Origin of the sequence: Amycolatopsis echigonensis, assembly GCF_014174495.1 — a bacterium.
GTDB lineage: Bacteria > Actinomycetota > Actinomycetes > Mycobacteriales > Pseudonocardiaceae > Amycolatopsis > Amycolatopsis echigonensis.
In genome coordinates this window covers 96524-123391 of record NZ_JACJHR010000008.1, presented here as the reverse complement: position 1 = coordinate 123391, position 26868 = coordinate 96524, and the positions used below count along the sequence as shown (strand labels likewise).

29 protein-coding genes are annotated in these 26868 nt (G+C 69.2%); 22 read left to right on the top strand and 7 right to left on the bottom strand.

Annotated features, from left to right (window positions below; translation table 11 throughout):
* Positions 1 to 15 precede the first annotated feature (15 nt).
* The 11 genes from H5411_RS08195 to H5411_RS49760 all read left to right on the top strand — a co-directional run bounded on the left by H5411_RS08195 (position 16) and on the right by H5411_RS49760 (position 9130).
* Positions 16 to 762, top strand: a complete 747-nt coding sequence (locus H5411_RS08195; RefSeq protein WP_183123442.1) for an ABC transporter ATP-binding protein — start codon at positions 16 to 18, stop codon at positions 760 to 762.
* Entirely contained in the window at positions 762 to 3200 is a 2439-nt protein-coding gene (locus tag H5411_RS08190; protein WP_183123441.1) for an ABC transporter permease, read from the top strand. Before H5411_RS08195 ends, H5411_RS08190 begins: the two co-directional genes overlap by 1 nt.
* 40 nt (positions 3201 to 3240) lie before the next feature.
* Complete coding sequence (gene pyrE, locus H5411_RS08185) at positions 3241 to 3804, top strand: orotate phosphoribosyltransferase (protein WP_101436879.1); 564 nt, start codon at positions 3241 to 3243, stop codon at positions 3802 to 3804.
* Positions 3805 to 3884: 80 nt separating this feature from the next.
* A complete protein-coding gene (locus H5411_RS08180) occupies positions 3885 to 4439 on the top strand; it encodes an RNA polymerase sigma factor (protein WP_101436880.1) in 555 nt (184 codons plus the stop codon).
* Positions 4430 to 4987 (top strand): Asp23/Gls24 family envelope stress response protein, encoded by a 558-nt coding sequence (locus tag H5411_RS08175; RefSeq protein ID WP_183123440.1) that lies wholly within the window; start codon positions 4430 to 4432, stop codon positions 4985 to 4987. The genes H5411_RS08180 and H5411_RS08175 overlap by 10 nt, the downstream gene beginning before the upstream one ends.
* Positions 4984 to 5346, top strand: a complete 363-nt coding sequence (locus H5411_RS08170; RefSeq protein ID WP_183123439.1) for an Asp23/Gls24 family envelope stress response protein — start codon at positions 4984 to 4986, stop codon at positions 5344 to 5346. Before H5411_RS08175 ends, H5411_RS08170 begins: the two co-directional genes overlap by 4 nt.
* The gene (locus tag H5411_RS08165) at positions 5343 to 5645 is read left to right on the top strand and encodes a hypothetical protein (protein WP_183123438.1); all 303 of its coding nucleotides are present in this window, start codon (positions 5343 to 5345) and stop codon (positions 5643 to 5645) included. The genes H5411_RS08170 and H5411_RS08165 overlap by 4 nt, the downstream gene beginning before the upstream one ends.
* A gap of 121 nt (positions 5646 to 5766) precedes the next feature.
* On the top strand, positions 5767 to 5940 hold the full coding sequence (locus H5411_RS08160; protein ID WP_183123437.1) for a hypothetical protein: 174 nt from the start codon (positions 5767 to 5769) through the stop codon (positions 5938 to 5940).
* A gap of 309 nt (positions 5941 to 6249) precedes the next feature.
* Positions 6250 to 6648: a DUF2784 domain-containing protein gene (locus tag H5411_RS08155; protein ID WP_183123436.1), complete on the top strand. Its 399-nt coding sequence runs from the start codon at positions 6250 to 6252 to the stop codon at positions 6646 to 6648.
* Positions 6649 to 6664: 16 nt separating this feature from the next.
* Positions 6665 to 7324 carry a TrmH family RNA methyltransferase gene (locus H5411_RS08150; RefSeq protein ID WP_183123435.1) on the top strand — a complete coding sequence of 220 codons (660 nt, stop codon included), beginning with the start codon at positions 6665 to 6667 and terminating at the stop codon, positions 7322 to 7324.
* 840 nt (positions 7325 to 8164) lie between these two features.
* Positions 8165 to 9130: a glycoside hydrolase family 76 protein gene (locus H5411_RS49760; RefSeq protein WP_183123473.1), complete on the top strand. Its 966-nt coding sequence runs from the start codon at positions 8165 to 8167 to the stop codon at positions 9128 to 9130.
* Positions 9131 to 9133: 3 nt separating this feature from the next.
* Here the strand turns inward: H5411_RS49760 and H5411_RS08140 are convergent, their stop codons facing one another.
* Positions 9134 to 10000 (bottom strand): LacI family DNA-binding transcriptional regulator, encoded by an 867-nt coding sequence (locus H5411_RS08140; RefSeq protein WP_183123434.1) that lies wholly within the window; start codon positions 9998 to 10000, stop codon positions 9134 to 9136.
* 148 nt (positions 10001 to 10148) lie between these two features.
* Positions 10149 to 11168 (bottom strand): LacI family DNA-binding transcriptional regulator, encoded by a 1020-nt coding sequence (locus H5411_RS08135; RefSeq protein ID WP_183123433.1) that lies wholly within the window; start codon positions 11166 to 11168, stop codon positions 10149 to 10151.
* 131 nt (positions 11169 to 11299) lie between these two features.
* Here H5411_RS08135 and H5411_RS08130 point away from each other — a divergent pair, with 131 nt between their 5' ends.
* The 8 genes from H5411_RS08130 to H5411_RS08095 all read left to right on the top strand — a co-directional run bounded on the left by H5411_RS08130 (position 11300) and on the right by H5411_RS08095 (position 17460).
* A complete protein-coding gene (locus H5411_RS08130) occupies positions 11300 to 12319 on the top strand; it encodes a substrate-binding domain-containing protein (RefSeq protein ID WP_183123432.1) in 1020 nt (339 codons plus the stop codon).
* Positions 12316 to 13305: an ABC transporter permease gene (locus H5411_RS08125; protein ID WP_101436890.1), complete on the top strand. Its 990-nt coding sequence runs from the start codon at positions 12316 to 12318 to the stop codon at positions 13303 to 13305. Before H5411_RS08130 ends, H5411_RS08125 begins: the two co-directional genes overlap by 4 nt.
* Complete coding sequence (locus H5411_RS08120; protein WP_101436891.1) at positions 13302 to 14126, top strand: ATP-binding cassette domain-containing protein; 825 nt, start codon at positions 13302 to 13304, stop codon at positions 14124 to 14126. Before H5411_RS08125 ends, H5411_RS08120 begins: the two co-directional genes overlap by 4 nt.
* A gap of 7 nt (positions 14127 to 14133) precedes the next feature.
* The gene (locus H5411_RS08115; protein WP_312877916.1) at positions 14134 to 15000 is read left to right on the top strand and encodes a PfkB family carbohydrate kinase; all 867 of its coding nucleotides are present in this window, start codon (positions 14134 to 14136) and stop codon (positions 14998 to 15000) included.
* Positions 14997 to 15632, top strand: a complete 636-nt coding sequence (locus H5411_RS08110; protein WP_009084950.1) for a nucleoside/nucleotide kinase family protein — start codon at positions 14997 to 14999, stop codon at positions 15630 to 15632. Before H5411_RS08115 ends, H5411_RS08110 begins: the two co-directional genes overlap by 4 nt.
* A 7-nt stretch (positions 15633 to 15639) precedes the next feature.
* Positions 15640 to 16158 carry a hypothetical protein gene (locus H5411_RS08105; RefSeq protein ID WP_220816672.1) on the top strand — a complete coding sequence of 173 codons (519 nt, stop codon included), beginning with the start codon at positions 15640 to 15642 and terminating at the stop codon, positions 16156 to 16158.
* 15 nt (positions 16159 to 16173) lie between these two features.
* Complete coding sequence (locus tag H5411_RS08100) at positions 16174 to 16917, top strand: SDR family oxidoreductase (RefSeq protein WP_183123429.1); 744 nt, start codon at positions 16174 to 16176, stop codon at positions 16915 to 16917.
* Positions 16918 to 17049: 132 nt separating this feature from the next.
* Positions 17050 to 17460: a VOC family protein gene (locus H5411_RS08095; protein WP_101436894.1), complete on the top strand. Its 411-nt coding sequence runs from the start codon at positions 17050 to 17052 to the stop codon at positions 17458 to 17460.
* A gap of 4 nt (positions 17461 to 17464) precedes the next feature.
* Here the strand turns inward: H5411_RS08095 and H5411_RS08090 are convergent, their stop codons facing one another.
* From H5411_RS08090 to H5411_RS08075, 4 genes are all read right to left on the bottom strand, one after another.
* Positions 17465 to 18142, bottom strand: a complete 678-nt coding sequence (locus H5411_RS08090) for a DedA family protein (RefSeq protein ID WP_101436895.1) — start codon at positions 18140 to 18142, stop codon at positions 17465 to 17467.
* Between the two features lie 165 nt (positions 18143 to 18307).
* On the bottom strand, positions 18308 to 19132 hold the full coding sequence (locus H5411_RS08085) for a YceI family protein (protein WP_183123428.1): 825 nt from the start codon (positions 19130 to 19132) through the stop codon (positions 18308 to 18310).
* A complete protein-coding gene (locus H5411_RS08080; protein ID WP_183123427.1) occupies positions 19129 to 21756 on the bottom strand; it encodes an MFS transporter in 2628 nt (875 codons plus the stop codon). The genes H5411_RS08085 and H5411_RS08080 overlap by 4 nt, the downstream gene beginning before the upstream one ends.
* Positions 21753 to 22280, bottom strand: coding sequence for a MarR family winged helix-turn-helix transcriptional regulator (locus H5411_RS08075; RefSeq protein WP_101436898.1), 528 nt, complete (start codon positions 22278 to 22280; stop codon positions 21753 to 21755). The genes H5411_RS08080 and H5411_RS08075 overlap by 4 nt, the downstream gene beginning before the upstream one ends.
* A 250-nt stretch (positions 22281 to 22530) precedes the next feature.
* Between H5411_RS08075 and H5411_RS08070 the strand changes: the two genes are divergently transcribed.
* Positions 22531 to 22956: a PPOX class F420-dependent oxidoreductase gene (locus H5411_RS08070; RefSeq protein ID WP_101436899.1), complete on the top strand. Its 426-nt coding sequence runs from the start codon at positions 22531 to 22533 to the stop codon at positions 22954 to 22956.
* A gap of 279 nt (positions 22957 to 23235) precedes the next feature.
* Here the strand turns inward: H5411_RS08070 and H5411_RS08065 are convergent, their stop codons facing one another.
* A complete protein-coding gene (locus tag H5411_RS08065) occupies positions 23236 to 23808 on the bottom strand; it encodes a TetR/AcrR family transcriptional regulator (RefSeq protein ID WP_101436900.1) in 573 nt (190 codons plus the stop codon).
* A gap of 89 nt (positions 23809 to 23897) precedes the next feature.
* Between H5411_RS08065 and H5411_RS08060 the strand changes: the two genes are divergently transcribed.
* Both H5411_RS08060 and H5411_RS08055 read left to right on the top strand, forming a co-directional pair.
* Positions 23898 to 25412: an MFS transporter gene (locus H5411_RS08060; protein WP_101436901.1), complete on the top strand. Its 1515-nt coding sequence runs from the start codon at positions 23898 to 23900 to the stop codon at positions 25410 to 25412.
* Positions 25413 to 26268: 856 nt separating this feature from the next.
* Positions 26269 to 26868 carry a class I SAM-dependent methyltransferase gene (locus H5411_RS08055; protein WP_183123426.1) on the top strand — a complete coding sequence of 200 codons (600 nt, stop codon included), beginning with the start codon at positions 26269 to 26271 and terminating at the stop codon, positions 26866 to 26868.

The window sequence follows — 26868 nt, the reverse complement described above, 5'->3', positions numbered from 1 at the left end:
CCTAGCGTTTTCCCCATGGCGACTGGGGAAGCGGTGCGGCTCGAATCCGTACGCAAGGACTACGGCCGGGTCACGGCACTGGACGGGGTGAGCCTGTCCTTTCCGCGCGGCGGGTTCACCGCGGTGATGGGCCCGTCGGGCTCGGGCAAGAGCACGTTCCTGCACTGCGCGGCCGGACTCGACCGGCCGACCAGCGGTTCGGTCCGGCTGGACGGCCAGGAACTGGGCAAGCTCTCCGAAACGCGGCTGACGAAGCTGCGCCGGGACAAGGTCGGGTTCGTCTTCCAGGCGTTCAACCTGCTGCCCGCGCTGACCGTCGAGCAGAACGTCGTGCTGCCGCTGCGGCTGGCCGGTCGTCGTGCGGAGCGCCGCCGTGTCGCCGACCTGCTCGGGCACGTCGGCCTGAGCGAGCGGCGCAAGCACCTGCCGGGTCAGCTCTCCGGCGGCCAGCAGCAGCGGGTGGCGATCGCTCGCGCGCTGGTCAGCCGTCCCGCGGTGCTGTTCGCCGACGAGCCGACCGGTGCGCTCGACACCCGCACTGCCGGCGAAATCCTTGGCCTGCTGGCGGAATCGGTGCGCGACGGCCTGACCGTCGTGATGGTGACGCACGATCCGGTCGCGGCCTCCTACGCGGACCGCGTCGTCTTTCTCGCGGACGGCCGCGTCGCCGGCGAACTGCTCCAGCCGACCGCGACGGCGATCGCGGAACGCATGACGCACCTCGGCGCCTGGGCCGACCGGATGCCGGTGGGTGGCTTCTGATGTTCGGCCTCGCCTTGCGCACCTTGCGTTTCCGGACCGGCGGGTTCATCGCCGCGTTCGTGGCCGCGTTCCTCGGCGCGGTGATCGTGTCCGCCTGCGCCGGTCTGATGGAGACCGGGATCCGGTCCGCCGCACCGTCGCACCGGCTGGCCTGGGCGTCGGCTGTCGTCGCCGGACAACAGGACTTCGAACTGCGGAAGCACTCCGACAAGCCCAAGACGCAGTCGGTCGCGCTGCCGGAGCGGGTCCGGCTGGACCGGTCGCTGGCGGAGAAGATCCGTGCGACGCCTGGGGTGTCCACTGTGGTCGGTGAAGTGAATTTCCCAGTGTGGCTGGGCAAGCAGGCTCTTGTCGCGCACGGGTGGGAGTCCGCTCGGCTGCCCGGACCCGCGCCGCGTGCCGACGAAGTAGTGCTGCCCGCGGCCAGTGGCGTGTCCGCCGGAAGCCCGGTTGACCTTGCGGTGCAAGGGAAGATCAGCCGCTACCACGTCGTTCGGACCAGTGCCAGTCCCGAGGTTTTCTTCGCTGACGATGTGGCCGATCAGCTCTCCGGACACCCCGGCAAGGTCGACTACTTCGGTGTCGTCACTGACAATCCGGCCGCATTGCAGCTCGGTTCGGGGGTGTCCGTGCTGACCGGGGACGAGCGCGGTCTCGCCGAATTCCCGGAGGCGCAAGCGAGCGGCGGCCGGCTGATCCCGCTGGCCGGTGTCGCGGGTGGACTGTCCATTCTCGTCGCGGTGTTCGTCATCGCGAGCACGCTCATGCTGTCGGTGCGCCAGCGGCAGCGGGAATTGGCTCTGCTGCGCGCGATCGGCACGACGCCGCGGCAGCTGCGGCGGATGGTTCTCGGCGAAGCGCTGGTCATCGGTGTGCTCGCGACCGGTGTCGCGGCCGCGTTGGGGCCGGTGTTCGGTCGCTGGCTGTTCGACCAGTTCACGTCGGGCGGGTTCATTTCGCCCGTCGTGCAGTTCCACCAGGGCTGGATCCCGATGCTCATCGCGGCGGGCGCGACGCTGCTCGCCGTCGGGGTTTCCGCGCTGGTAGCCGGATTCCGGGTCGGCCGTATCCGCCCGACTGCGGCGCTCGCCGAGGCCTCCGTGCCGCGCGGCTGGCTGACTCCGCTGCGGCTGATCGTCGCGCTGCTGTGCTTCGGCGGCGGGACCGCGCTGGGCATCGTCACGCTCGCGGTGATGACGGGACCCAACGCGGCGAGCACGGCGGGTCCGGCGGTGATGCTGTGGGCGATCGGCGTCGCGATGATCAGCCCGGGCGTCACGAAACTGACCGCGATCGTGGTGCAGGGGCCGATGCGCCTGGTCAGCGGCGTCACCGGCTGGCTGGCGATCACCAACACGCGCAACGCCGCCACCCGCGTGGCCGGCGCCGTCACGCCGATCATGCTCGCCGTCGGCATCGCGACCGCCAACATCTACCTCCAGACCACGACCACCGCCGCTTCCGCGCAGGCCTTCGCCGAAGACCTCCGGGCCGACGCGATCGTCTCGGGCCCCACCGGGATTTCCCCGGAAGCACTCGACCGCATCAAGCACGCGGACGGCGTCGCGGCGGCCTCGCCGTACGTCACCAGCCATGCGTTCGTCACCGAGCCATTCGACGAAAACCAGACCAAGAAGGGCTACCCGGCGCTCGGCCTGACCGACGCGACGACCAACGCCGCCACGGTCGTGCGCGGCAACCTCGCCGACCTCACCGGCGACACGATCGCCTTGCCGGACACCGCCGAGGTGTCCCGGTCGGTCGGCGATTCCGTCACGCTCCGTCTCGGCGACGGGACCGATCGGACCCTTCGCATCGTCGCGATCGTGCACCAGCGGGCCGGAGCCGAACAGCTCCTGCTGCCCGCCGACCTGCTCGCCGGACACACCACCGCCGGCCTCGTCCGGCAGGTGCTCGTCCGCGCCGAGCCCGGGGTCGACCAGGCCCGGCTGACGCACAGCCTGACCGCCGCGACCGCCGGTCTCCCGGTGTCGGTCGGCGACCGGAGCACGCTGGCCGCCGCGAACGCCAAGAGCGACGAGACCGGCGCGTGGGTGAACTACCTGCTGGTCGGCATGATCGTCGGGTACACGGTGATCTCCGTGGTGAACACCCTGGTCATGGCCACTTCGCGGCGACGGAGGGAGTTCGGCCTGCAGCGGCTCGGCGGGTTCACCCGCGGTCAGGTGCTGCGGATGGCCGCGGGCGAAGGCGGGCTGATCGCGGTGATCGGCATCCTCCTGGGCACCGTGGTGTCGGCGGGCGCGATCGTGCCGTTCTGTCTCGTCGCGACCGGACGGGTGCTGCCCGACGGTCCGGTGTCGATCTACCTGGTGATCATCGCGACCGCGATCGTGCTCGCGTTGCTCGCCGCGGTCGTGCCCGCTTGGGTGGCGACGCGGACGCGTCCGGTGACGGCTGTCGCGACCGGGGAGTGACGCGCGGAAGTTGTCGGTGCCGTGTGTAAGACTCTCGGCCGTGGCGTACCCCGGGTTGGATCAAACTGCGAAGCTCGAACTGGCAAGGCTGGTCAGCGAACTGGCTGTCGTGCACGGCAAGGTCACCTTGGCCTCGGGCAAGGAAGCCGACTACTACGTCGACCTCCGGCGGGCGACGCTGCAGCACGCGGCCGCCCCGCTCATCGGCAAGCTCCTGCGGCAGCTCACCGCCGACTGGGACTACGTCGCGGCGGGCGGGCTCACCCTCGGCGCGGACCCGGTAGCGCTGGCGATGCTGCACTCCGCCGCGGCCGAGGGCGTGGTGCTCGACGCGTTCGTCGTCCGCAAGGCCATCAAGGAACACGGGATGCAGCGCCGGATCGAGGGCGTAGAGGTGCGCGGACAGCGGGTGCTGGCCGTCGAGGACACCTCCACCACCGGCGGCAGCGTGCTCACCGCGGTCGAGGCGCTGCGCGAAAGCGGGGCCACCGTGGTCGGCGTCGCGACGGTCGTCGACCGCGACACCGGCGCGCGGGAAGCCATCGAGAAGGCCGGGCTCGAATACCGGTACCTGCTGAACAAGGACGACCTCGGGCTCAACTGAGCGAGAGTGAGCACAGTCACCCACAATGCGTGCGTGACGAATTCCCGCCTCGCGGTGTCTCCCTGACGGAAGGGGATGCCGTGACCACGACAAGTGTGCAGCTTGACGACGCCACTCTCGTCAGCCGTGCGCGAGACGGGGACGTGCGCGCGTACGAACAGCTCGTGCTGCGTTATCAGGGCCCGATGTTCCGTCTTGCCCTGAAAATGCTGCACCACCGCGGCGACGCCGAGGACGTAGTGCAGGAAGCGTTCCTCGGCGCGTGGCGGAAGCTGGCGCAGCTGAACGATCCCAACGCGTTCGTCGGCTGGCTGTACCGCGGAACGACCAACCGCTGTCTCAACGTGATCCGGGCGCGCCGCCCGCAGGCCGATGTCGACCTCGACCTGGCCGAATCGCCGCGCCGCGACACTCAGCCCGAGCACGCGGCGCAGGTCAGCGGTCAGCTCGCCGCGCTTGACGAGGCGCTTCAGACGCTCACGCCGCAGCAGCGCGCGTGCTGGCTGTTGCGTGAGGTGCACGGCCGGTCGTACGACGAGATCAGCGAGATCGTCGGCGCGAACCCCACCGCGGTCCGGGGGCGGATCTCCCGGGCCCGTGCGCAGCTGGCGGAGGTGATGAAGCCGTGGAGGTGAACCAGGACTACGAATTGCCGTGCGGCCGGGAACTGGAGACGGTCTGGGAGAACCTGGACGAGGTCGACGACCACCAGGCGGACTGTGTCCACTGCCGTACCGCGCGGGAAAGCCTGCTGGCCCTGCGCTCGGCGACGCAGGAGCTGATCGACGAGCCCGACCCGACTCCGCCGGACCTGGTAGGCCGGATCATGTCGGCCGTCCGCGCCGAGGTGCGGCGCGGCCAGATGCTGGATCTTTCCGCCGCCGAACCAGGCTCCGTCGAAGTGAGCGAGCAAGCCGTCGCGGTCGTGCTCCGCTACGCGGCCGACTCCGCCGGCGACGTCCGCGCCCGCCGCGTACGGGTGCGAAAGGTCGGGGTGGATGACTCTGGCGCGGCCCAAGTCGAGGTCGAAGTCACCCTCGCGACGCGCCTGGGGAACACCAGCGGCGCGGACACGTTGGCCCGCGTACGTGAACTGGTGTCCGCCGCCGCGACCTCGCGGGTGGGTATTTCGTTGGTCAGCCTGAATTTGCTGGTGGAAGACGTGTACGAGGACGGGGAATGACCGCCGAATACGTGATCGCCGGCCCGGTGATCGCGAGCGTTGCCGCCCGCGCGGCCGCCGAAACCGCCGGAGTCGTGCGCCTGGAACCCGGCCTGCGCGGCTTGGCGACCGCCTGGACGCGCGCCGCCCGGCAACGCTGGAAGGGCCTGGAACCGGCCCCCGCGGACGGCGTCCGGGTCCGCACCCACGAGGATCGTTTGACGGTCGAGGTGGATGTGGTCATCTCGGGTGCGGACCAAGCCGCCGCCGTGGGCCGCGCCGTGCAACGGGCGGTGTTCCGGGAAGTCCTCGCGCAGACCGGCCGTTCTGTGGACGCCGTCCGAGTGTCCATTCTGGACATCGAAATGGGGCGGAAGTGACCGATCCGCGTGAGATGGCCGGAAAACTCGCGGACGCCCTGTCGGCCGTCGACGGCCTCCGACCGGCGACGAGCGCAGCCGCGGAGATCAGCTGGCTGCGGACCGATCCCGCTGGCGGATCGGTGGATCTGACCTCGGACGCGGTGGAGATTCGGCTGGTGGCTTTGCGATTGCCGCTGCCTCCCCTGTTGTCAGCTGCCGAGGCCCAGGTGCGGGAGACGCTTGACGGGACGGAGTGGGCGGGTGCCCGCATCCGCCTGGTGGTGACGGACATCGACGGAACCGCGTTCACTGACTGAACGCTTCCCGCGGTCGTCGCCGTCCGGTCGGTAGCGTCGTGTTCGACCTACGAAGGACGACAAGCCTCGGACGTGGAACGTCGAGCCCTACGGCGACGAGGTTCGTCTCAAGGTCGATGACGTGCTCTCCATCGAGTTCGCGCACCCGGCTGACCTGACCTTCGAGGTGTCGCTTCACCCCGATTCCGAGGTCGTCTGGACGTCGGAGGCAGGCCCGAACGCGGGTGTCTTGCTGCCCGATGACCTGAAGCTCAACGATGTCAGCCTCTGGCCGGGCTTCGGCGGCAAAGGCTAGCCGCGATTGCGGTGCCCGGCGGTTTCGCGTGGCGCCGGGTGGTTCCTTCCTTCCCGGTCGTCAACCGGGTCTCCGCCTCCTTTCGCCGACCATTCGCATTCCGCGCCCGTGCACGCATTTACGTCGCGTCGGAGCGCCGGTGGCAGGTGTCCGCGGGAGGTCTCCTACCCGGAGTGATCCCTCCGTTACCTGCCGGGTGAACCCGTTGCTCCGGTGGGTCGAACATCACATCGGGTCCCCCGATTTCCCGCTCCTGGCCCGGGTAATCGGAGTAACGTCGCTGGTAGGTGCACTGGGAAGGGGGCGAAGGTGGACACGACGGTCGCGCATGTTCTCGCCGATCTCACCGTGGCGGTGCACATCCTCGCCCTGCTCTTCATCGGCTTCGGCGGCTTCCTCGCGTGGCGGTGGCCGAAGGTTATTTTCGTGCACGTTTTCTTCGCGGTCTGGGGCGTGCTGGTCAATGTCACGCCGATCCCGTGCCCGCTCACCGCTCTCGAGGACTTTTTCCGGCACCAGCAAGGTCTCGGCGACCTGCCCGGCGGGTTCAACGCGTATTACCTCTACGGCACGGTGGTCCCGCGCTCGCTGCTGCCGGTGGTGGTCGTGGTGGCGCTGGCGGTGCTGGTGATCTCGTACCTCGGGGCGTACCTGCGGTGGCGGCACCGCCACGACCAGACTCCGGCGCACGGCGTCAGCCTCGGCTGAGCGAGAATCGTCCTTCGTGACGACGGAACATCCCGATACGGGCCCCACCGAGTGGGTGAGCCGCGAGGAGGTCGGCGTCGGTCCCTGGCCAGGCACCTGGCCGGACGACCCGCGCTACGACCCCGAACTCCTGGCCAACGGCGACCGCCGCAACGTGGTCGACGCCTACCGCTACTGGCGCCGCGAAGCCATCGTGTCCGATGTGGACACCCGACGGCACCCGTTCCACGTCGCGATCGAAAACTTCCAGCACGACCACAACATCGGCACCGTCGTCCGCACCGCGAACGCCTTCGCCGCCGCGGAGGTCCACATCGTCGGCCGCCGCCGCTGGAACCGCCGAGGTGCGATGGTGACGGACCGCTACCAGCATCTTCGCCACCACGAGGACGTCGCGAGCCTGCTGGAATTCGCCAAAGCCGAGGGTTTGACGGTGGTAGCCGTGGACAACACGCCCGGTGCCGAGCCGGTGGAAACCGCGGTGCTGCCCCGGAACTGCCTGCTGTTGTTCGGCCAGGAAGGCCCCGGCCTGTCCGAAGCGGCCCAGACCGACTCAGCGAAAGTGGTGTCCATCGCCCAGTTCGGCACCACGAGGTCAATCAACGCGGGCGTCGCGGCTGGCATCGTGATGCACGCGTGGATTCGACAGCACGCGGACCTGTCCAAAGCCTGGTGACCCCCTGGTCCTCGTGAGTGGTTACACCGGCTAGAACCGGTATAGGCACGAGCATCCAGGCTTGGCGCGGCCTGAATCGCCTCGCCGAGTTGCCAGGCGGTGGGGAAGCGGCGTGGAGAGGCAAGTTTTCCTCGGCGCAGGCAGAATCACCCCATGACCGCCGATTCAGCAGAGCCCAACGATTCCGCTGCACCCGGCGACGCAGCCCGCCCTGGCGCAGGACGCGCAGGTGATGCTGCCGAACATGCGCCAAGCTCCGCCGAGGGCACGGCAGATCTGGCTGATCGTGCGGCGACGGCCGGTCGCGCGGCCGACGACGCAACCGATCCGGCCGAGCGCGCCGCCGCCGCAGAACGGGCTGCAGAAGCGGCCGATGGTGCGGCAGACCATGTCGGTCGCGCGGGGAAGAACGCGGCCGAGAACACGGGGGAGGTTGCTGAGCGCGCGGCGGCGGGCGACCACGCGACGAACCGGGCCGACGACGCAACCGAGCCGACCGAGCGCACCGGCACCGCCGAGCGGCCTGCAGAAGCGGCCGATGGTGCGGCAGATACTGCCGATCGCCCGGGCAGCCAGGCCGAGGGCGCGGCGGACGTCGCTGGGCAGGCGGCGGGCGCTCGCGCGACGAGCCGGGCCAAGGATGCAACCGTCCCAGCCGAGCGCCCCACCAACCCGGCCGAGCGCCCCACCAACCCGGCCGAGGACGCCACCGACCCGGCCGAGGACGCCACCGACCCGGCCGATCGCGCCACGGCAACCGAGCACGCCGCGGCAACTGAGCACGCTGCGGCAGTCGGCCGCGCCGCGGCAACCGAGCGCGCCGTCGCAGCTGAGCGGGCGGTGTGCGCCAGGCATCTCCGCCGCCTCTGGGCCATCCCCGGCACCGTCCTCGGGCGTAGTGGTTGGCCGCCCACCTTGAGCCAGCGGTTCCACTGGCACTGGAACTACTGGTGGCAGGCACACCTCCTCGACAGCCTCGTCGACGCGCAACTCCGCGACCCCACCGACGAGCGCGCACTGTTGATCAACCGTTTCATCAAAACGGTGCACCGACGCAACTTCGACTCCTGGGTCAACGACTACTACGACGACATAGCCTGGCTAGGGCTCGCATTGCAGCGCGTGCGTCGACTCCAACTATCCACAGTGGACGAAGCGCTCGAGGCCATCGACAAACGGCTGCACGAAGGCTGGACAGAAGACCTTGGCGGGGGAATTTGGTGGCGGCGCGGCGACTCCTTCAAGAATACCCCCGCGAACGGTCCGGCGGCTATCTTTCACGCTCGGACGGGTGATCAAGAACGCGCCCGCGCCATGACGCAATGGCTCACCGACACCCTCGTCGACCCGGAGACCGGCCTTGTCTGGGACGGGATCCGGGCGGACACCGGCGAAGTGGTCAAGCATATTTTCTCGTACTGCCAAGGGGTTTACCTCGGAGCGTGCCTGGAGCAGTCCCGGTGGGACGACGCGGCCCGCACTATCCGAGCGGTGGAGAAGCACATGGCACCACAAGGAATCCTCCCCGGATCGGAGGGTGGCGACGGCGGGCTCTTCTCGGCGATCGCCGCTCGCTACCTGGCACTCGCGGCCAAGAACCTGCCCAGGCCGGAAGCGGAAACAGCCAAGCGGCTCGTACAGAAGTCGGCGGAAGCGTGCTGGAACGGGGCGGCGCAAGAGAAAACCGGACCGTTGTTCAGTGCGGAGTGGGCAAGGCCAGCCCCGACGCCGCCCGGTCAAGCGGAGCGGGATCTGTCTGTCCAAATTGGAGGCTGGATGCTGCTGGAAGCGGCCGCCACGCTGTAAAACTCAGCAGCCGCACGAAGCGCGGTGCAAGAAACGCGGCGCGAGCCGCACGGACTCCGGCCGACGCTCCGGCTCGCGGCAGCGGGCGAGCAGCAACTGCACCGCCCGGCGGCCGATTTCCGAGATCGGTTGCGCCATCGTCGTCACGCCAGGGGAAACCGTGCGCGCCCAGTCCATGTCGCCGTAGCCGACAACCGCCAGCTCCGACCCGATCCGGATCCCGCGGCGGTGCGCTTCCCACTGCACGCCGATCAGCATCGCTTCCCCAGCGACCACGAGAGCAGTGGGCGACGGCCAGCCATCCAGGAGTTTGGCCGCCGCGCGAGCCGCGCCGCCCGCGGTGGATTGGCCGGACGCCACCAGCTCCGGGTGGTACCGCAGCCCGGCTCGGCCTAGGCCCAATCGGTAGCCCAGGGCGCGTTCTTCGCTGACGGTGGTGCCTTCGGTACCGGTGATCAGCGCGATCCGCCGGTGCCGTCGCGCGGCAAGGTGCTCGACCAGCGCGGACATCGCCTGAAAGTTCTCCGACCCGACCTGGTCGACGTCGTTGCGGCCGGCGATCCGGTCGACCAGCACGGTCGGCACGCCGGTCTGCACGAGCCCGTTCACGACCGCCTCGTCGCCAGGGGCGGGCACCAGAAGGACGCCGTCGACGCGATCCGCCTGCAGTGCGCGCAGCACTTCGGCTTCCTCGCGCGCCGAATCACCGGTGTCGGCCAGCAACAGGTCGCAGCCCGCCCGCGCGGCAGCGCCGCGGATGGCCCGCAGCAGCTGGTCGTGGTACGGGCTGGCGTGCCTCCCCAATGCCACCCCGAACCGATGGGTGACCGGCAGGTCCCAGTGGGAGACCTCCGGCGCCAGAACGGTCATGTCTCATGGCCCTCGTCGTAGATACCTACCCAACAGTAGCCACTGCCGGGCCACCGGCGAGAGGGTCCGAGACGATCGGGTCCCGAGAATCACTGAGGTGAGTGAACGAAGCATCCGCTTGGTCACGCCGGGCAGTCGGTCGCAGAATCTACGCGCACCCGCACGAAGCCCGGTGCCGCAAGGTCGGCGGCAACCGCACAGTCTCGGCGGGCCGTCCGGGATCCGCCAGTCGAGCCAGCAGCAATTGCACCGCCCGCCGGCCGATTTCGTCGATCGGCTGGGCCATGGTCGTCAGCGGCGGGTCCACGAGATCGGCCCATTCGACGTCGTCGTAAACCACCACCGGCAGGTCCTGGCCGATCCGCAACCCCCGTCGCCGCGCCTCGTGCAGGACGCCGACCATCATGCTGTCGTTGGCCACCACCAGCGCGGTCGGCGGATCCGGCAGCGCCAGCAGCGTGCTCAGCGCCAGCCCGCCGCCGTCCCGTGAGGACTGTCCGCACGCCACCAGGTCCTGCGACCAGCTCAACCCCGACCGGCCGAGGCCGAGCCGGTAGCCCAGCACGCGTTCGTCGCTCGTCGTCAGCCCCGGCGCGCCGGAGATCATGCCGATCCGGCGATGGCCCAGCGACGCCAGATGCGCCGTCAGCGCCGACGTCGCCTGGATGTTTTCCGAACCGACCTGGTCGATGTCGGTCCGGGTGGTGAGCCGGTCCATCAGCACGGTCGGCACGTCCAGCGACACCAGTTCGCCGAGCACCGACCCGTCGCCGGGCGCGGGCGTGATCAGCAGTCCGTCGACCCGTCGCGAGCGCAACGCGCGCACCACGTCCCGCTCGGTGTCCGCGGTGTCGTGCGTGTCCGCCAGCAGCACGGTGTATCCGTTTGCCGACGCCTCTCGCTCGATCGCGTGCATCAGCGCCGCGAAGTACGGGTTCGCGACCAGCGAGATCGCCATCCCGATGGACCGCGTACCGCCGGTGACCAGCGACCGCGCGATCGCGTCGCCGGTGTACCCGGTGGTCTCGATCGCGCGCAGCACCGCGGCTTTCGTCTCCTCGGCCACCGCCCGCGTGCCGTTGACGACGTGCGAGACCGTCGTGATCGACACGCCCGCCATTTCGGCGATGTCGCGCTGGGTCGGGCGGGCGGAGCGGGGTCGCGGCATGTCTGTCCTTCATCAAGAGAGCGAAACCAGGAGCGTTGGCAAGCGTTTGCGCAAACGCTTGCGCCAAGGCATGAGTCTGTCTACCTTCCCGTCCATCGGCAAGCTCGCACCTCGATTCGGAGGGCATCTCCATGAGACACCGGAGTCTCACCGCACTCGCTTTGGCGGCCGCTGTCGCGGTCTCCACCGCCGGGTGCACCGTCGAACGCCACTGGGGCGGCAGCTCCAAAACCGGCGGCAGCGGCAAGGCCAAGGTCGGCCTCGTCACGAAGACCGACACCAACCCGTACTTCGTCGAACTGCGCAACGCCGCCTCCGCCGCGGCGAAGGCCAACGGCGCCGACTTCAGCGCACTCGCCGGGCAGTTCGACGGCGACAACGACGGTCAGGTGCGCGCCATCGAGAACCTGATGCAGCAGGGCGTCAACACCATCCTGATCACGCCGAGTTCCTCCACCGGCGTGCTCAAGGCCATCAAGGACGCCCGTGACGCCGGCATCCTGGTGATCGCCCTCGACACCGCCACCGAACCGCCGGACGCGGTCGACGCCACCTTCGCCACCGACAACTTCGCGGCGGGCGAGCAGCAGGGCGCGTACGTCAAGGCGGCCCTGAAGGGCGCGGACCCGAAGCTCCTGATGGTCGACGGCACCGCGGGCAGTTCGGTCGACACCCAGCGGCACGGCGGGTTCCTCAAGGGCATCGGGCTCAAGGACGGCGCGCCGGAGATCAAGGGCCACACCAACGCCAACGGCGACCAGAGCCTCGCCCAGCAGGGCATGGAGAACCTCCTGCAGCGCACCACCGACCTCGACGCGGTGTACACGATGAACGAGCCGATGGGCCGCGGCGCTTACGCGGCCCTGAAAGCGCGGGGGCTCAACAGCCAGCTCGTCGTCGGCTCGATCGATGGCGGTTGCGAAGGCGTGCAGAACGTCAAGTCCGGCCAGTTCGCCGTCACCGTGATGCAGTTCCCGCGGAAGATGGCCGAACAGGGCGTGCTCGCGGCGGTCGAGTACGCGAAGACCGGCAAGAAGCCGAGCGGGTTCGTGAACACCGGCTCGACCGCGATCACCGACCACCCGATGCCGGGTGTTCCGAGCAAGGACACGGCCTGGGGTCTGCAGAACTGCTGGGGAGGCGGGAAATGACGACCGCTACGGTCACCAACCGCGAGCGCGAGACGCTCGGCGAGTTCTTCCTGCGGGCCCCGGCGATCGGTCCGGCGCTGGCGTTGGTCGTGGCGGTCGTGGTGTTTTCCTTCGCCACGGACACGTTTTTCGACCTGGACAATCTGTCCACAGTGGTCCAGCAGTCGCTGGTGGTCGGGACGCTCGCGCTCGGCCAGACGCTGATCATCCTGATCGCGGGCATCGACCTTTCCAACGCGTCGTCGATGGTCGTGGCGACGCTCGTGATGGCGAAACTGGCCGCGGTCACCAACGTTTTCTTCGCCTTGCTGGCCGGAGTCGCGCTGACCGTCGTCGTCGGACTCTTCATCGGCACCCTCGCGACGCGGATCAAGCTGCCCGCCTTCATCATCACGCTCGGCACGTTCACCGGCCTGACCGCGGTGGCGAAGCTGATCGCGGGCGGCCAGGCGGTTCCGGTGTCCGAGGGGCTGCTCACCTGGCTCGGCACGAAGCGGTACCTCTTCGGCGGCATCCCGATCACCTACGGCATGACGCTCGCGCTGCTGATGTTCCTCGCCGTCTGGTACGCGCTGACGAAAACCGCTTGGGGCAAGCACGTTTACGCGGTCGGCAACGCACCGGAGTCCGCGCGGCTGTCCGGGATCAAGGTCAACCGCACCGTGCTGTCGGTCTACCTGGTCGCCGGGCTGTGCTTCGGCATCGCCGCGTGGCAGGCGCTCGGCCGCACGCCGAACGCCGACCCGAACCAGTTCCAGCTCGGCAACCTCGACTCGATCACCGCGGTGGTGCTGGGCGGCACGAGCCTGTTCGGCGGACGCGGTTCGGTGCTGGGCACGCTGTTCGGCGCGCTGGTCGTCGCGGTGCTGCGCTCGGGTCTGACGCAGATGGGCGTGGACGGCAACTACCAGGACCTGGCGACCGGCGCGTTGCTGATCGCCGCGGTGGTCGTGGACCGGATCGCACGGAGGCAGCAGCAGTCATGACTTCCTCGAATTCGCAGCAGCCCACCCTTTCCGCGCGCGGCCTGGTGAAGCGCTACGGCCGGGTCACCGCCATCGACGGCGCCGATTTCGACCTCTACCCCGGCGAAGTGCTCGCCGTGGTCGGCGACAACGGAGCCGGAAAGTCCAGTCTCATCAAGGCGTTGTCCGGTGCGGTGGTGCCGGACGCCGGAGAGATCAAAGTGGACGGCAAGACGGTCCACTTCCGGTCCCCGCTGGACGCCCGGCACTACGGAATCGAGACGGTGTACCAGGATCTGGCGGTCGCGCCGGCGCTGGACATCGCGTCGAACATGTTTCTCGGCCGGGAAAAGCGGCGGAAGGGACCGTTCGGCATCGGGCTGCGCAAGCTCGACACCGCGACCATGCGCACCGAGGCGCAGCGGATCCTCGACGACCTCGGCATCAAGGTCAAATCCATTACCCAGCTGGTGGAAACGCTGTCCGGCGGGCAGCGGCAAGGCGTCGCGGTGGCGCGCGCGGCGGCGTTCGGCACCAAAGCGGTGATCATGGACGAGCCGACGGCCGCGCTGGGCGTCGCGGAATCCGCGAAGGTGCTGGAGCTGATCGGCCGGATCCGCGACCGCGGCCTGCCGGTGGTGCTGATCAGCCACAACATGCCGCACGTGTTCGAAATCGCCGACCGGATCCACGTGCACCGGCTCGGCAAGCGCGTCGCCGTGGTGTCGCCGAAGACGCACAGCATGAACCAGGTGGTCGGCTTGCTGACCGGTGCGTTGAAGCTCGACGAGAGCGGTGAAGTCGTCGAGGTCGCGTCCACCACGCACGCCGGGTTGACCTGACGTGCGAGTGCTGCTGGCGGGGTTGTGCACCGTCGATGTCGTGCAGCGGGTCGCGGAATTCCCGGAGCCGAGCGAGAAAGTGCAGTCGCTGCAGGTGGACGTCGCGGCCGGTGGGCCGGCGACGAACGCCGCGGTGACCGTCGCGGCGCTCGGTGCCGAAGCGACCCTCGTGACGGCTCTCGGTACACACCCGCTGGCCGCGCTCGCCCGCGCGGACCTCGAAGCCTGCGGCGTCGACCTGGTCGACCTCGCCCCGGAGCGCACGCAGGCACCGCCGGTCAGCGCGGTCGTGGTGCGGGACGGCGACGGCGAACGCACCGTCGTCTCCCGCAACGCCGCCGCCGACAAGCCGCTCGAACTGCCTGACCTCGCCCCGATTTTCGAGCGCGTGGACGCCGTCCTCGTCGACGGGCACCATCCCGAGCTAGCGCTTGCTGTCGCCCAGGAAGCCCGCACCCGCGAGGTGCCGGTAATCCTCGACGCGGGCAGCTGGAAACCGGTACTGGACCAGTTGCTGCCACTGGTTCACGTGGCGGCCTGTTCAGCGCGGTTCCGTGCTCCCGCACCGAGTTTGGCCGAACGCGGAGTGTCAGTGACGATCACGACGGCAGGCCCGGAGCCGGTCGCCTGGAGCACTACGGAAGACTCTGGGCAGGTCCCCGTGCCGCTCATCGAAGCGCGGGACACCCTGGGGGCCGGAGACGTGTGGCACGGTGCGCTCGCGTACGCCGTGGCGACGAGGGAAGGCGCGGTCCCCGACTGGATCGGATACGCGAACGCGGTAGCCGCGGAACGTGTCCGGCACGTCGGCCCGCGTTCGTGGACCACGCCGGTCGGGAAGCTGGCGAAGAGCAGAGAAGAGGGAGTGCGATGACGGCGTTCGAGGATCTGCTGGCGCGGGCCGAGAAGCTGGCCAAACCGCGGGAACGGCACGTGCTCGGCATCATCGGCGCGCCCGCCTCCGGCAAGACCACGCTGGCCTGGGCGATCGCCAACGCGCTCGGCTCGCGGGCCGCGGTCGTCGGGATGGACGGCTTCCACCTGGCCCAGGTCGAACTGCAGCGGCTCGGCCGCACCGACCGCAAGGGCGCGCCGGACACCTTCGACGCGGCCGGCTACGTGCACCTGATCCGCCGGCTCGCCGAAGGCCGCGAGACGGTGTACGCGCCGGAGTTCCGCCGCGAGATCGAGGAGCCGATCGCGGGCGCGGTCCCGGTGGCGCCCGAGGTGCAGCTGGTCATCACCGAGGGCAACTACCTGCTGCTTCCGGACGACCCGTGGAGCGGCGTGCGGCAGTACCTCACCGAGGCGTGGTTCCTCGCGCCGGACGAGCCGGAGCGGATCGAGCGGCTGGTGTCCCGGCACCGGCGCTACGGCCGTTCGCTGGTCGAGGCCCGGCAGCGCGCGCTCGGCTCCGACCAGCGCAACGCGGACCTGATCGCGAACACCCGCGACCGCGCCGACCTGGTGCTCGAGAACCTGCCGCTGACGAATTTCGCCCTCTGACCAGGTGATGTTCGACGACCCGGCGACGACGGACCCCTACGCCGGCGCGGTCACCTGGGACCGGGCCGGCGACGCCCGGATCGCCGTGCTGTATCCGCCGTACGTCCCGCTTGTGCGCACGCATCTGAACGGGCTGCGGGCGCTGGTCGACCGACGGCTGTCCGAGCCCGCGGCACCCGTCACGGACCCGAGGCTGGCGCTGCTGGTGGAGCGGATGCGCGAAACCACCAGCGAACCGCAGCGCGAGCCGGAGGTGCTCGCGGACGTCCGTACCCGGCTGGACTGGGCGTTGTCGGTGCTGCCGGAGTACGGAGGGGTCCTCGAACTGCACACGCCGATGCACCAATGGTGGTGGGGCCGCGCGCTGCTCGACGTGTGCACGGCGATCACCGCGCTGCTGGGAGCGTGGCTGCGAGGCGAAGCGGTCGACGGGCAGCACTGTCCGGACGACGCGACGTGGTGGATGTGGATGGCGCAGATGCGCTGGCTCGACGCCCAGTTCGTCGAACCGCTCAAACCAGGCTGAGGTGAGGAGTGACCTGTGGGGGTTTTGGTCGTCACCGGCGGCAGCCGGGGCATCGGCGCGGCGATCTGCGAACTGGCCGCGACTCGCGGTTACGACGTCGTGGTGAACTACTCCGGCGACCCGGCCCCGGCTGAGGAGGTCGCCGAAAGGGTGCGTTCGCACGGTGCGCAAGCGCTTGCGCACCGCGCCGATGTGTCTGACGAACAGCAGGTCAGCGGCCTTTTTTCGGCGGCGGCCGAGCTGGGCCCGCTCGACGGTCTGGTGAACAACGCGGGCATCACCGGCAACACGCCCGGCAGGCTCGACGAGCAGAGCGTCGAGACCGTGCGTCGCGTGCTGGACATCAACGTCACCGGCGTTTTCCTGTCCTGCCGCGAGGCGGTGCGGCGGCTGTCGACGCGCTACGGCGGTCCTGGTGGAGCGATCGTGAACGTCTCGTCCACGGCGTCGCGGAACGGGTCGTCGGGCGAATGGGTGCACTACGCGGCGTCCAAAGCGGCGGTCAACACGCTCAGCCTCGGCCTCGCGCGGGAGGTCGCCGACGAGGGAATCCGGGTCAACGTCGTGTCCCCCGGCCTGGTCGAGACCGGTTTGCACGCCGCGGCGGGGATGCCGGACCGGCTCGACCGGCTCAGCGCCGCCATCCCGCTCAAGCGCGCCGGCCAGCCGGAAGAGATCGCCGCGGCCGTGCTCTGGATGTTGTCCCCGGAGGCGTCCTTCACCGTCGGCGCGGTGCTGGAAGTCGGCGGCGGCCGCTGATCCATCTCGGACAGTGAGACGCCCGGCGACGGGCAGATCACGATTGACCCCGGAACTCGGTCAACTCGCCCGTAGCGGTCAGCCCGGTATGCGAGTCTGGGGCGAGGGGTTGAAAGGACGGCCGCGAAAGTCATGCCCAAGCTCACGTCTGTGCACCATCTGGCGCTCACCGTGACCGATGTGGACCGAAGTGTTCCCTGGTACGTCCGGGTGCTCGACCTCGAGGAAAGCCATCGGCGCGAAGACCCGGAAACCGGGGTGCGCAAAGTAGTTCTGCGTTCGGCGGGAGACGGATTCTCCGTGGTGCTGGTCCAGCATCCGGACACCGAACGTCCCGCTTTCGACGAACGCCGCACTGGTCTGGACCACGTCGCGTTCTCGGTGTCGTCGCGCGCCGAGGTCGCCGAATGGGAGGACCGCCTGCGGGAGTACGGCGTGTCCTACCTGCCCGCGACGGAGTCGCAGACCTTCGAGGGTTCCGCGGTGATCGTGTTCCGCGATCCGGACGGCATCCAGCTGGAAGTCTGGTCCGACCCGGCGTGAGAACTCAGGCGTGCGCGTCGTCGGGTTCTTCGACCGGACGCCGCATTTCCTGGCGGTAGCGCAGCACGCCGTACGCGGTGCCGAACACGAAGAACGCGATGCTCACCCACAGTGCCGCGGTCTTCACCCAGGGGATGGCGTCGAGCAGGCCGGCTCCGTAGTAGCCGAGCAGCACCAGCGTCGGCACCCACAGCAGCCCGCCGACCGTGGTGGCCAGCAGGAACCGCCGCGCGTCCATCCGTGCGGCGCCGGCGATGAGCGGCGCCAGCGTGCGGATCCACGGGATCCACCGCGCCGCGACGATCGCGAAGAATCCCTTGCGGTCCAGGAAGGCTTGAGCGCGTTCGAGGTTGTCCCGGTTGAGCATCCGCCCGCCGCGCCGGGCGATCAGCGTGGTGCCCGCGCCGCGGCCGATGTAGTAGCCGATCTGGTTGCCGACCACGGCGGTGAGCAGCGCGGCCGCGGACAGCAGCCACGCGTTGAGGTCCGAGCCGTGCTGGGCGAGCACCACGCCCGCGCCGAACAGCAGGGAATCGCCTGGCAGGAAGAGCCCGATGATCAGCGCGCATTCGATGAGCACGAACGACAGCACGATGACCCAGACGAGCACCGGGCCGGCGGTGTCCAGCCAGCTCAGGCCGATTCCCGCGGCGTGCGCGGGCTGGGCGGCGTCGAGGTTCACGCGAAGAGCCTACGTGGCTGGGACCGGCTGCAGTACGCAACCATCGAATCCTCCGCATACGGTGACTTTGGGTATTCCTGGGGTAACCAGACTGTTCACCCTTTTCGCCCAGGCAACGAACAGGCCGCCCGGAACAGTTCCCGGGCGGCCTGTCGCGGTCGTTCTCTAGAACTGCGGCAGGGACTCGCCCTGCACCGCCTCGATGTCCAGCTCGACCTTGACGGTCGTGCCGATCGCGGCCACGCCTGCCCGCACCATCGCGCTGTAGTTGATCGCGAAATCGTTGCGGTGCAATTGCGTTTCGGCGTGGAACGCGGCACGGACGCCGCCCCACGGGTCCGGACCGTGCCCGGTGTAGCGCAGGTCCAGCGTGACATCGCGGCGTTCGCCGTGCAGCGTGAGCACGCCGCGCAGCGCCCAATTATCCGTGCCCAGCTGGGAAAGCCCGGTGCTCTCGAACGTGATGAGCGGATACGCGTCGACGTCGAGGAATTCGGCCGAACGCAGGTGGTCGTCCCGCATCTTGATGCCGCTTTCGATGCTGCCCGCCTTGATCTCGGCGCGCACCGTCGACCGCTCGACCGGCCGGGCGACCTCGATCCGCCCGGCCACGTCCGGGAACCGCACCTTGATGCTCGCGATGCCCATGTGCCGCGCGGTGGCGACCACCGACGAGTGCATCGGGTCGATCGTCCACGGCCCCTCGGGCGGCAGCTCGACCGCGCCGGAAACCGGCACGAGCGCGATGTCGCCGAGCAGCCCGGCCCCGTCGGAGCCGATCTGCACCGTACGGGCCAGCGGCGTGTACCCCGGCGCGGTGATCACGGCGGTGTAGACGCCCGGGGGCAGCGGGTCAGTGACCACTGCCCCCTTCGCGTCCGTGACCTGCCGCGCGACCTGGCGACCGTTCAAGTCGGTGACTGTGAGCACCGCGTTCTCGACCGGCCACCCGCCGTTCGAGCGCAGCTGTGCGCGCAGGCCCCCGCTCATGCGCGATCGACCAGCTCGTCGAGCGCCTGGTCGTAGCCCAGCCGCACGTCGTGCTGGGCTTCGCCGTCGTTCAGCGTCACCTGGCTGGTGGCGGGCGGGTAGCCGCTCGCCACGACCGTGTAGGAGCCGATCGGCAGGTCGCTGACCACGTACCGGCCCTCGCTGTCGGTGCGGGCCACCGCCGCGACGTTGCCGTTCGCGTCGAGCACGGTGATCCGCGCGTCCGGCACGATCCGGTCGCCCTCGGTGCGCGCGACGCCCTGGAGCAGCACCGCGCCGGCGAGTTCGACGTCGTGGCGCAGCACGCCGCTGTCCGGCACCGTCAGCGTGACCGCGACCGGGCGGTAGTGCGGGCCGCTCGCGACCAGCGTGTACTGCCCGGCGCCGACGCCGCTGAAGGTGTAGACGCCGTCCTCGGCGGTGATGAACGCGCCGTTGACCTCGCCGCGCGAGTCGGTCAGCGTGACCGTCGCGTTCGCCAGCGGGGTCGCGGTGCCGATCGAACGGACCACGCCGGTCAGCTCGCCGGAGCCGGTGAGCGTCACGTCCAGGTTCGCCGGGTGCCCGCCGACCACCACGCTGGAGGCCTGCGGCTGGTGCCCCGGAGCGGACACGATCAGCACGTACGTTCCCGGACCCTGGGTCGGGATCGAGTAGCTGCCGTCGCCGTTGCCGGTCGCCCGCGCCACCTGACGGCCCTGCTGGTCGATCAGGGTCAGCGCGGCCGCGCTCACGTGGCTGCCGTCCTGACGGCGCACGTGGCCGGTGACCGGGACGCCGCCCGAGCCGGCGGTCGTGCCGAATTCGGCGTCGGCCACCGAGTTGGTGATCGGCATCGGCCGGGCGCCAGCCACCGCCTGTGCATCGCCGTGGCCGTTGGTCAACGCGTGCTTCCCTCCTGCTCCGACGAGCACTGGCTCCTTCGGTCCTTCCTCGAACAGCGAACCCGCGGTCTTCAGCTCCGCGGTGTCGTCCGCGGCCGGGGCGGGCTCGTCCAGGCCTTCCAGCAGCGCCTCGCCGCCTTCGACCGCGGCCGCCGCCGGGTTCATGCCCGCCAGCGGGATCTCCTTCATGAACAGCAGCACCAGCGTGGCCAGCAGCGCGACGCCGCCCGCGACGTAGAAGACCGTGGTGATGGACTCGGTGAAGCCGATCAGGATCGGCGTGCGCACCGCTTCCGGCAGCGTCTGGATGACGCTGGTGTTGCTGGACACGTCGCCGATCTTGCTGCCCGCGCCAGGGGGCAGGTGCCCGCCGAACGCCTTGGTGATGTTGTCCGGCAGCACGTTGAACAGAATCGTCAGGAACACCGCGACACCGGCGGTACCGCCGATCTGGCGGAAGAACGTGGCCGACGCGGTCGACACGCCCATGTCCTTGCGCGGGCCCGCGTTCTGCACCGCGATGATCAGCGTCTGCATGCACTGGCCGAGGCCGAGGCCGATGATCAGCGCGGCGACCAGCGGGTGCCAGATCGGGGTGTCGTACTTGACCTGGGCGAAGAAGAACGCGCCCGCCGCGATCAGCAGGGTGCCGATGACCGGGAAGATCTTGTAGCGCCCGGTCTTCGACGTGATCCGGCCGGAGATGATCGACGCGGACATGATGCCGACCATCAGCGGCAGCATCAGCAGGCCCGACTGGGTCGGCGTGTAGCCCTGCACGACCTGCAGGTACTGCGGGATCATCGTGATCGCGCCGAACATCGCCACACCGACGATCACGCCGCCGATGATGGCGACGGTGAAGGTCGAGTTCTTGAACAGCCGCAACGGGATGAGCGCGGCGTCCTTCATGAGTTTTTCGACGACGATGAACAGCACCACGCCGACGCCGCCGATGCCGTACATCCAGATCGACTTCGTGTCGCCCCAGCCCCACTTCTGGCCCTGTTCGGCGACGATCAGGAACGGCACCACGGCGATGACCATGGTGAGCGCGCCCCACCAGTCGATCTTGTGGTCGTGGCGGTTGTGCGGGACGTTCAGCACCTTCGCGACGACGAACAGCGCGATGACGCCGATCGGCACGTTGATCAGGAAGACCCAGCGCCAGCCGTGCAGGCCGCCGAGGGTGTCGAAGCCGGCGAAGAAGCCGCCGAGCACCGGGCCGAGCACGGTCGAAGTGCCGAACACAGCGAGGAAGTAACCCTGGTACCGCGCGCGTTCCCGCGGCGGGACCACGTCGCCGATGATCGTCATGGCCAGCGACATCAGACCGCCGGCGCCGAGACCCTGCACCGCGCGGAACGCGGCCAGTTCGTACATCGACGTCGAGGCCGACGCGGCCGCTGAACCGACGACGAAGATCGCGATCGCGGCGAGGTAGAACGGCTTGCGGCCGTAGATGTCGGACAGCTTGCCGTAGATCGGCGTGGCGATCGTCGACGTGATCAGGTACGCCGTGGTCGCCCACGCCTGCAGGTCGAAGCCGTGCAGGTCGTTGGCGATCCGGACGATCGAGGTTCCCACGATCGTCTGGTCGAGCGCGGCGAGGAACATGCCGCACATCAGGCCGCTGATGATCGTGACGATTTGGCGGTGAGTCAGCCGCGGACCGCTCTCGCTGTTTTCAGCGGGCGCTCCCCCTCGCGACTGAGGTTGTTTTTCAACGGTGGACGTCATGCGTTCGAGGCCCCCTTGGCCTGTGCCGTCCCTGCGGTGTCGGACAGGGACGGATTGTTCTTTTCGATACCTGTGTTGAGCCGCGCGAGAAGCTCGTTGAGCGTCTCGCGCTCCTCCTGGCTCCAATCGCCGAGTACTTCGGCCAGCCACCGGGCGCGGTGCTTGCGGTTTTCGTCGAAGACCCGGAGGCCTTCGGCGGTCGGGGCGAGCAAGCAGGCGCGGCCGTCCTCGGGGTCGGCCTGCCGTTCGACGAGTCCGTGCTGCACGAGCGAACTGGACTGCCTGCTGATCGTGGAGATTTCGGAGTGCAGGGACTCGGCCAGCTTGCTGGTGCGTTGCGGGCCTTCGTGGACGAGGCAGAAGAGGATCGCGTACGCGGCCCTTTCGATCCCGTCCGGCCCGTGCTTGGCGACCTGGGACTTCGCCTTGGTGATCAAGCGCATGAACCGGACCAGCTCGTGCCCGAGCTGGTCGGCAAGGTCGAGGTCGGCCTCTGGCCTGACGGCGGAGTTCTGAGGTGCCATGTGGGTCTTCCTTGGGGTGGAGCAAACCATTGGTTGGCGACTGCAACTAGTTGCCTTAAGCAAGAGTGTGCCCGTACGGCGTATTTCGCAAGCGGTCGGCCCATGGTTGTGTCACAAGACACTTTAGTTGCCGCATGCAAGCAGATTTAAACCGGAGGGGTAACGTCCGGTTTCTCCCGATTGGCGACGCCGCTGGTCATCCGGGGTGCGCGGCGGGAACAGATCCCTCGCGGCGGGCCTTCATAGGGGTATGACTGACGACACAGCGCTCTACGACCTCATTGCGGCGGGCAAGCAAGGCGTCCTGGCGACCCTGAAACGAGACGGCCGCCCGCAGCTGTCGACGGTGACGCATTACTTCGACCGCGACGCTCGCCAGTTGCAGGTGTCGATCACGGACACGCGCGCGAAGACGAAGAACATGCGCCGCGATCCGCGGGTGAGCTACCACGTGGCGTCGTCGAACGGCTGGTCGTACGCGGTGGCGGAGGGGCGCGCGGTGCTGACGCCGGTCGCTTCGTCGCCGGACGACGAGACGGTGGAGGCGCTGATCGCGCTGTATCGCAAGGTGGCGGGCGAGCATCCCGACTGGGCGGAGTACCGCGCGGCGATGGTGGCGGATCGGCGGCTGGTGCTGACGGTGGAGATCGAGCGGGTTTACGGGCTGGTTCGCTGAGTTTTCCCGGCTGGGTTCGGCCTCGCGGGATCGTGCTTGCCTCGATCTTCGGGCTCCGGTCCCGAGAGGAGGCTGCCGTGAACGGTCCCGGGCGAGGGTTGATCCGGCAGCCCTGAGGGTTCGCTTCGGCGGGGTGCCAGCCTGGCCGCCTTCAGCCGGTTTAGCTGGTGCCCCTGGGGCTTTCGGCTCGGCCTCGGGCCAGCCGAATCGCGCTCGTGCTTCGGTATGCGGGATGGCTCGGATTCGGGCTGCCTTCTCGCCGTGTCATCCCCCGGCGGCTCAGTCCTTGCGGCGTCCTGCCGCGACGGTCGCCGTGGCCGGTGCCCCGGCCTCGATCCGGTCCGCGATGTCCTCGATCTGCGCCAGCAGGCGGTCCGTCACCTCTTCGCCCAGCGCCGCGCGCATGTAGAGGCCCTCGCCGACCAGCATCACCAGCTCCGCCGTCACCGGATCTTCGACGTGCTCCAGCATCAGCTCGCGCGTGCGTTCGGTGCAGCGGCGCGACACCTCCGCCGCGACCGGGTCGTTGAGCACCAGGCGGAGCGCCGCCATCGTTGTGCGGTGCAGTGCCAGGTCGCGCGTGACGTCGGTGATCGACGAGCGCAGGTAGTGCCGGACCACGCCTTCCGGCGCGTTGCGCGCGCGTTCGAGGTCTTCGTCGGTCAGTCGCTCCAGGCGTTCGAGCAGGCCGTCGCGCAGAGCGTCCTTCGACCCGAAGTGGTAGAGCAGGCCGCCCTTGGACACCCCGGCGTGCGCCGCGACCGCGTCGAGCGTGATCTCGGCCGGGCCGCGGTCGGCGAGGATGACTTCGTACGAACCGAGGATGCGTTCGCGTGCTGAAGGTTTAGGCATCGCCTTGACTATACCGTCCAGACGGTTTACCTTCTACCTCAGGAACGAAACTGTACCGTCTGGACGGTACAAGAAAGGAAGAGTGCGCCATGGTGCGGCGCGGAGGCCAGTGGTGGGCTTTGGCAGTTCTGGTGCTGCCGGTCCTCTTGATCAGCGTGGACACGACAGTCCTGGGGTTCGCCCTGCCCTACCTCAGCGAGGACCTCGCGCCCACGGGCGCCGAGCAGCTGTGGATCGTCGACGTCTACTCGTTCGTCCTGGCCGGATTGCTGGTCTTCATGGGCACGCTGGGCGACCGGATCGGCAGGCGGCGGCTGCTGCTCATCGGCGGTGCGGCGTTCGGCGCGGCCTCGGTGCTGGCGGCGTTCGCCACGTCGCCGCTGATGTTGATTGTCGCGCGGGCCCTGCTGGGCGTCGGCGGTGCGACGCTGATGCCGTCCACGCTGTCGCTGATCCGCAGCATCTTCACCGAGGACCGCACGCGGCGCACCGCGGTCGCGATCTGGAGCGCGGCGTTCTCCGGCGGGATGGCGGTCGGCCCGGTCGTCGGCGGCTGGCTGCTCGAGCACTTCTGGTGGGGTTCGGTATTCCTGATCAACGTGCCGGTGATGGTGCTGCTGCTCGTCGCGGGACCGCTGCTGTTGCCGGAATTCCGCGACCCGAACCCGGGCCGCTTCGACCCGTGGTCGGCGCTGCTGTCGCTCGGCACCATGCTGCCGGTCGTCTACGGCGTGAAGATCGCCGCGACGGAGGGGATGAGCTGGTCGGCTGGTGCCGCGATGGTGCTCGGGCTCGCGCTGGGCGTGGCGTTCGTGCGCCGGCAGCGGCGGCTTGATCAGCCAATGCTGGACCTCGGGTTGTTCGCCAACCGCAAGTTCGCCGGTTCGGTGATCACAAACCTGCTGGGCGTGTTCGCCCTGGTCGGGCTGCTGTTCCTGCTGCCGCAATACCTGCAGCTGGTGCTCGGGCTGACCCCGCTGGTCGCAGCGCTGTGGATGCTGCCCGCGACGGTCGCCGGAGTCGTCGGTGCCCTCGCTGCCGCCTGGCTCGCCCGCCGAGTCCGGGTGCCGGTCCTGATCAGCCTCGGCCTGCTGCTCGGCGCGGCCGGCTTCCTGGTCCTGACCATGATCGGTGCCGACGCCGGACTTGCCGCGGTCGTGGTGGCGTTCGTCCTGGTCGGCGGCGGGGTGTCGCTGTCCGAAACCCTCACGAACGACCTCGTGATCTCCGCCGCCCCGGTCAACCGTGCCGGTGCCGCGTCGGCGATCTCGGAAACGGGCTACGAACTGGGCGGCGCACTCGGCACCGCCCTGCTGGGCAGCCTCGCCACGGCGGTCTACCAGTCCGGCCTGCCCGCCACCACCCCAGCCGCGGCCCACGACACCCTGGGCGGCGCCGTAGCCACCGCACACACCCTGCCCGCCGCCGAGGGCGCGGAACTGCTGAGCACCGCCCGAGAATCCTTCGTGACGGCACTGCACACGAGCGCGTGGGTGGGCGCCGCGATTCTCGTGTACACCGCACTGCAGGCGTACTTCCTGTTGGGCCGTCGGCGAAACCGCCCGCAGGAAGCTCAACCGGAGGAGCCCGCGATGTGCGCATGATCTGGTCCCGTCAGGCAGGCGAATGAGTCGCCTGCCTGACGGGCAGCACAGGTTGGCTACCTCGCAGGTGAGGGGTTCTGGTTGCCGCGCAAGGGAAATCCTCCAGACCGAGCTGCTGCCGTCACTGCTTGGCCGATGCGGATCGCATCCCGCCTGATCCGAGCCGGGCGGAGACGGCCGCCGGGACGCGTGGGTTCGTGGTGCCCCGTTTCGGCTTCTGCCCAAGCCGGTGCGCTCGTCTCCGAAGTTTCTCCTGCGCACCCGCCAGTGCTCTGCGGGAGTCGGCTCCTGGAGCTTCATGCTGGTCGCGGTCTTCACCCGAGGACGAGAGCCGCCAGCCTGACGGCCAGCGCGGGTTGCCTACTGCGCCGGTGAGGATTCTGGTTGCTGGGCATGGGCATGCTTCAGGCCGAGCGACTTCTGTCGGTGCTTGGCTGGCAGGCAGGACGGTAGCCGGGATGCGTGGGTTCGCGGGAGCCCGTTTTGGTTCTTGCCCAGGCCGGTGCGCTCGTCTCCGAGGCTTCTCCTGCGCGGTGCCAGGTGTTCCGCAGGCGTCGGCTCCTGGAGTTGCGTGCTGCGGCCTTCACCCAGGCGTCTGTCTGCCGGGCGACGAGGACTGGCTACAGCACCGGTGCTTGTCCGACAGGGAGGACGGTCGCCGGGACACGTGGGTTCGTGGCAATCCGCTTCGGCAGTTGTCCGGGCGCTCGTCTCCGAAGCTTCTCCAGCGCGGCCACCAGACGGGATCGACTCAGGTGACCCGACGATCTTCCGGAAGGAACTTTGCGGTTCCGGCAAAGAACCTTGTCGTCCGGCTCAGTCAGCGGAATCGTGAACGGCGGAGGTGGTAACGACAATGGCTCCGTCCGGGGAATCCGAAACCACGCAGTTCTGGGAAGACCTCTACCGCAGCCGTGAGCAGGTGTTCAGCGGCGAACCCAACGGGGTGCTCGTCACCGAGGTCGAGGGGTTGCCGCCGGGGCAGGCGTTGGACGTCGGGTGTGGCGAGGGGGCCGACGCGCGGTGGTTGGCGGCGCGTGGCTGGCAGGTGACGGCTATCGACATCTCGCGCACCGCGTTGCGGCGAGCGGCCGCCGCCAATGCCGGGATTGCTTGGGTGTGTTCGGATCTGGCCGCGAGTCCGCTTCCGGCCGGGGCGTTCGACCTGGTCAGCGTCCAGTATTTCCCGCTCCGCAAGGACGACCGCGTGGTGCGGAAGCTGCTCGACGTCGTCGCGTCCGGTGGGACCTTTCTCTTCGCCAGTCATGATCCGCGGGACCTGGGGCCGGAGCACTCCGGCTATTGCCAGCCTGACGACATCGCGCGGGTTCTCGGCGACGGATGGACCGTCCTCGTCAACGAGAGCCGGCCGCGGGTTGCACCAGCCCCGCCGGGCACGGCGCACACGCGCGACACCGTGCTGCGCGCCCAGCGGACCAGGCAAGATCGGAATTAA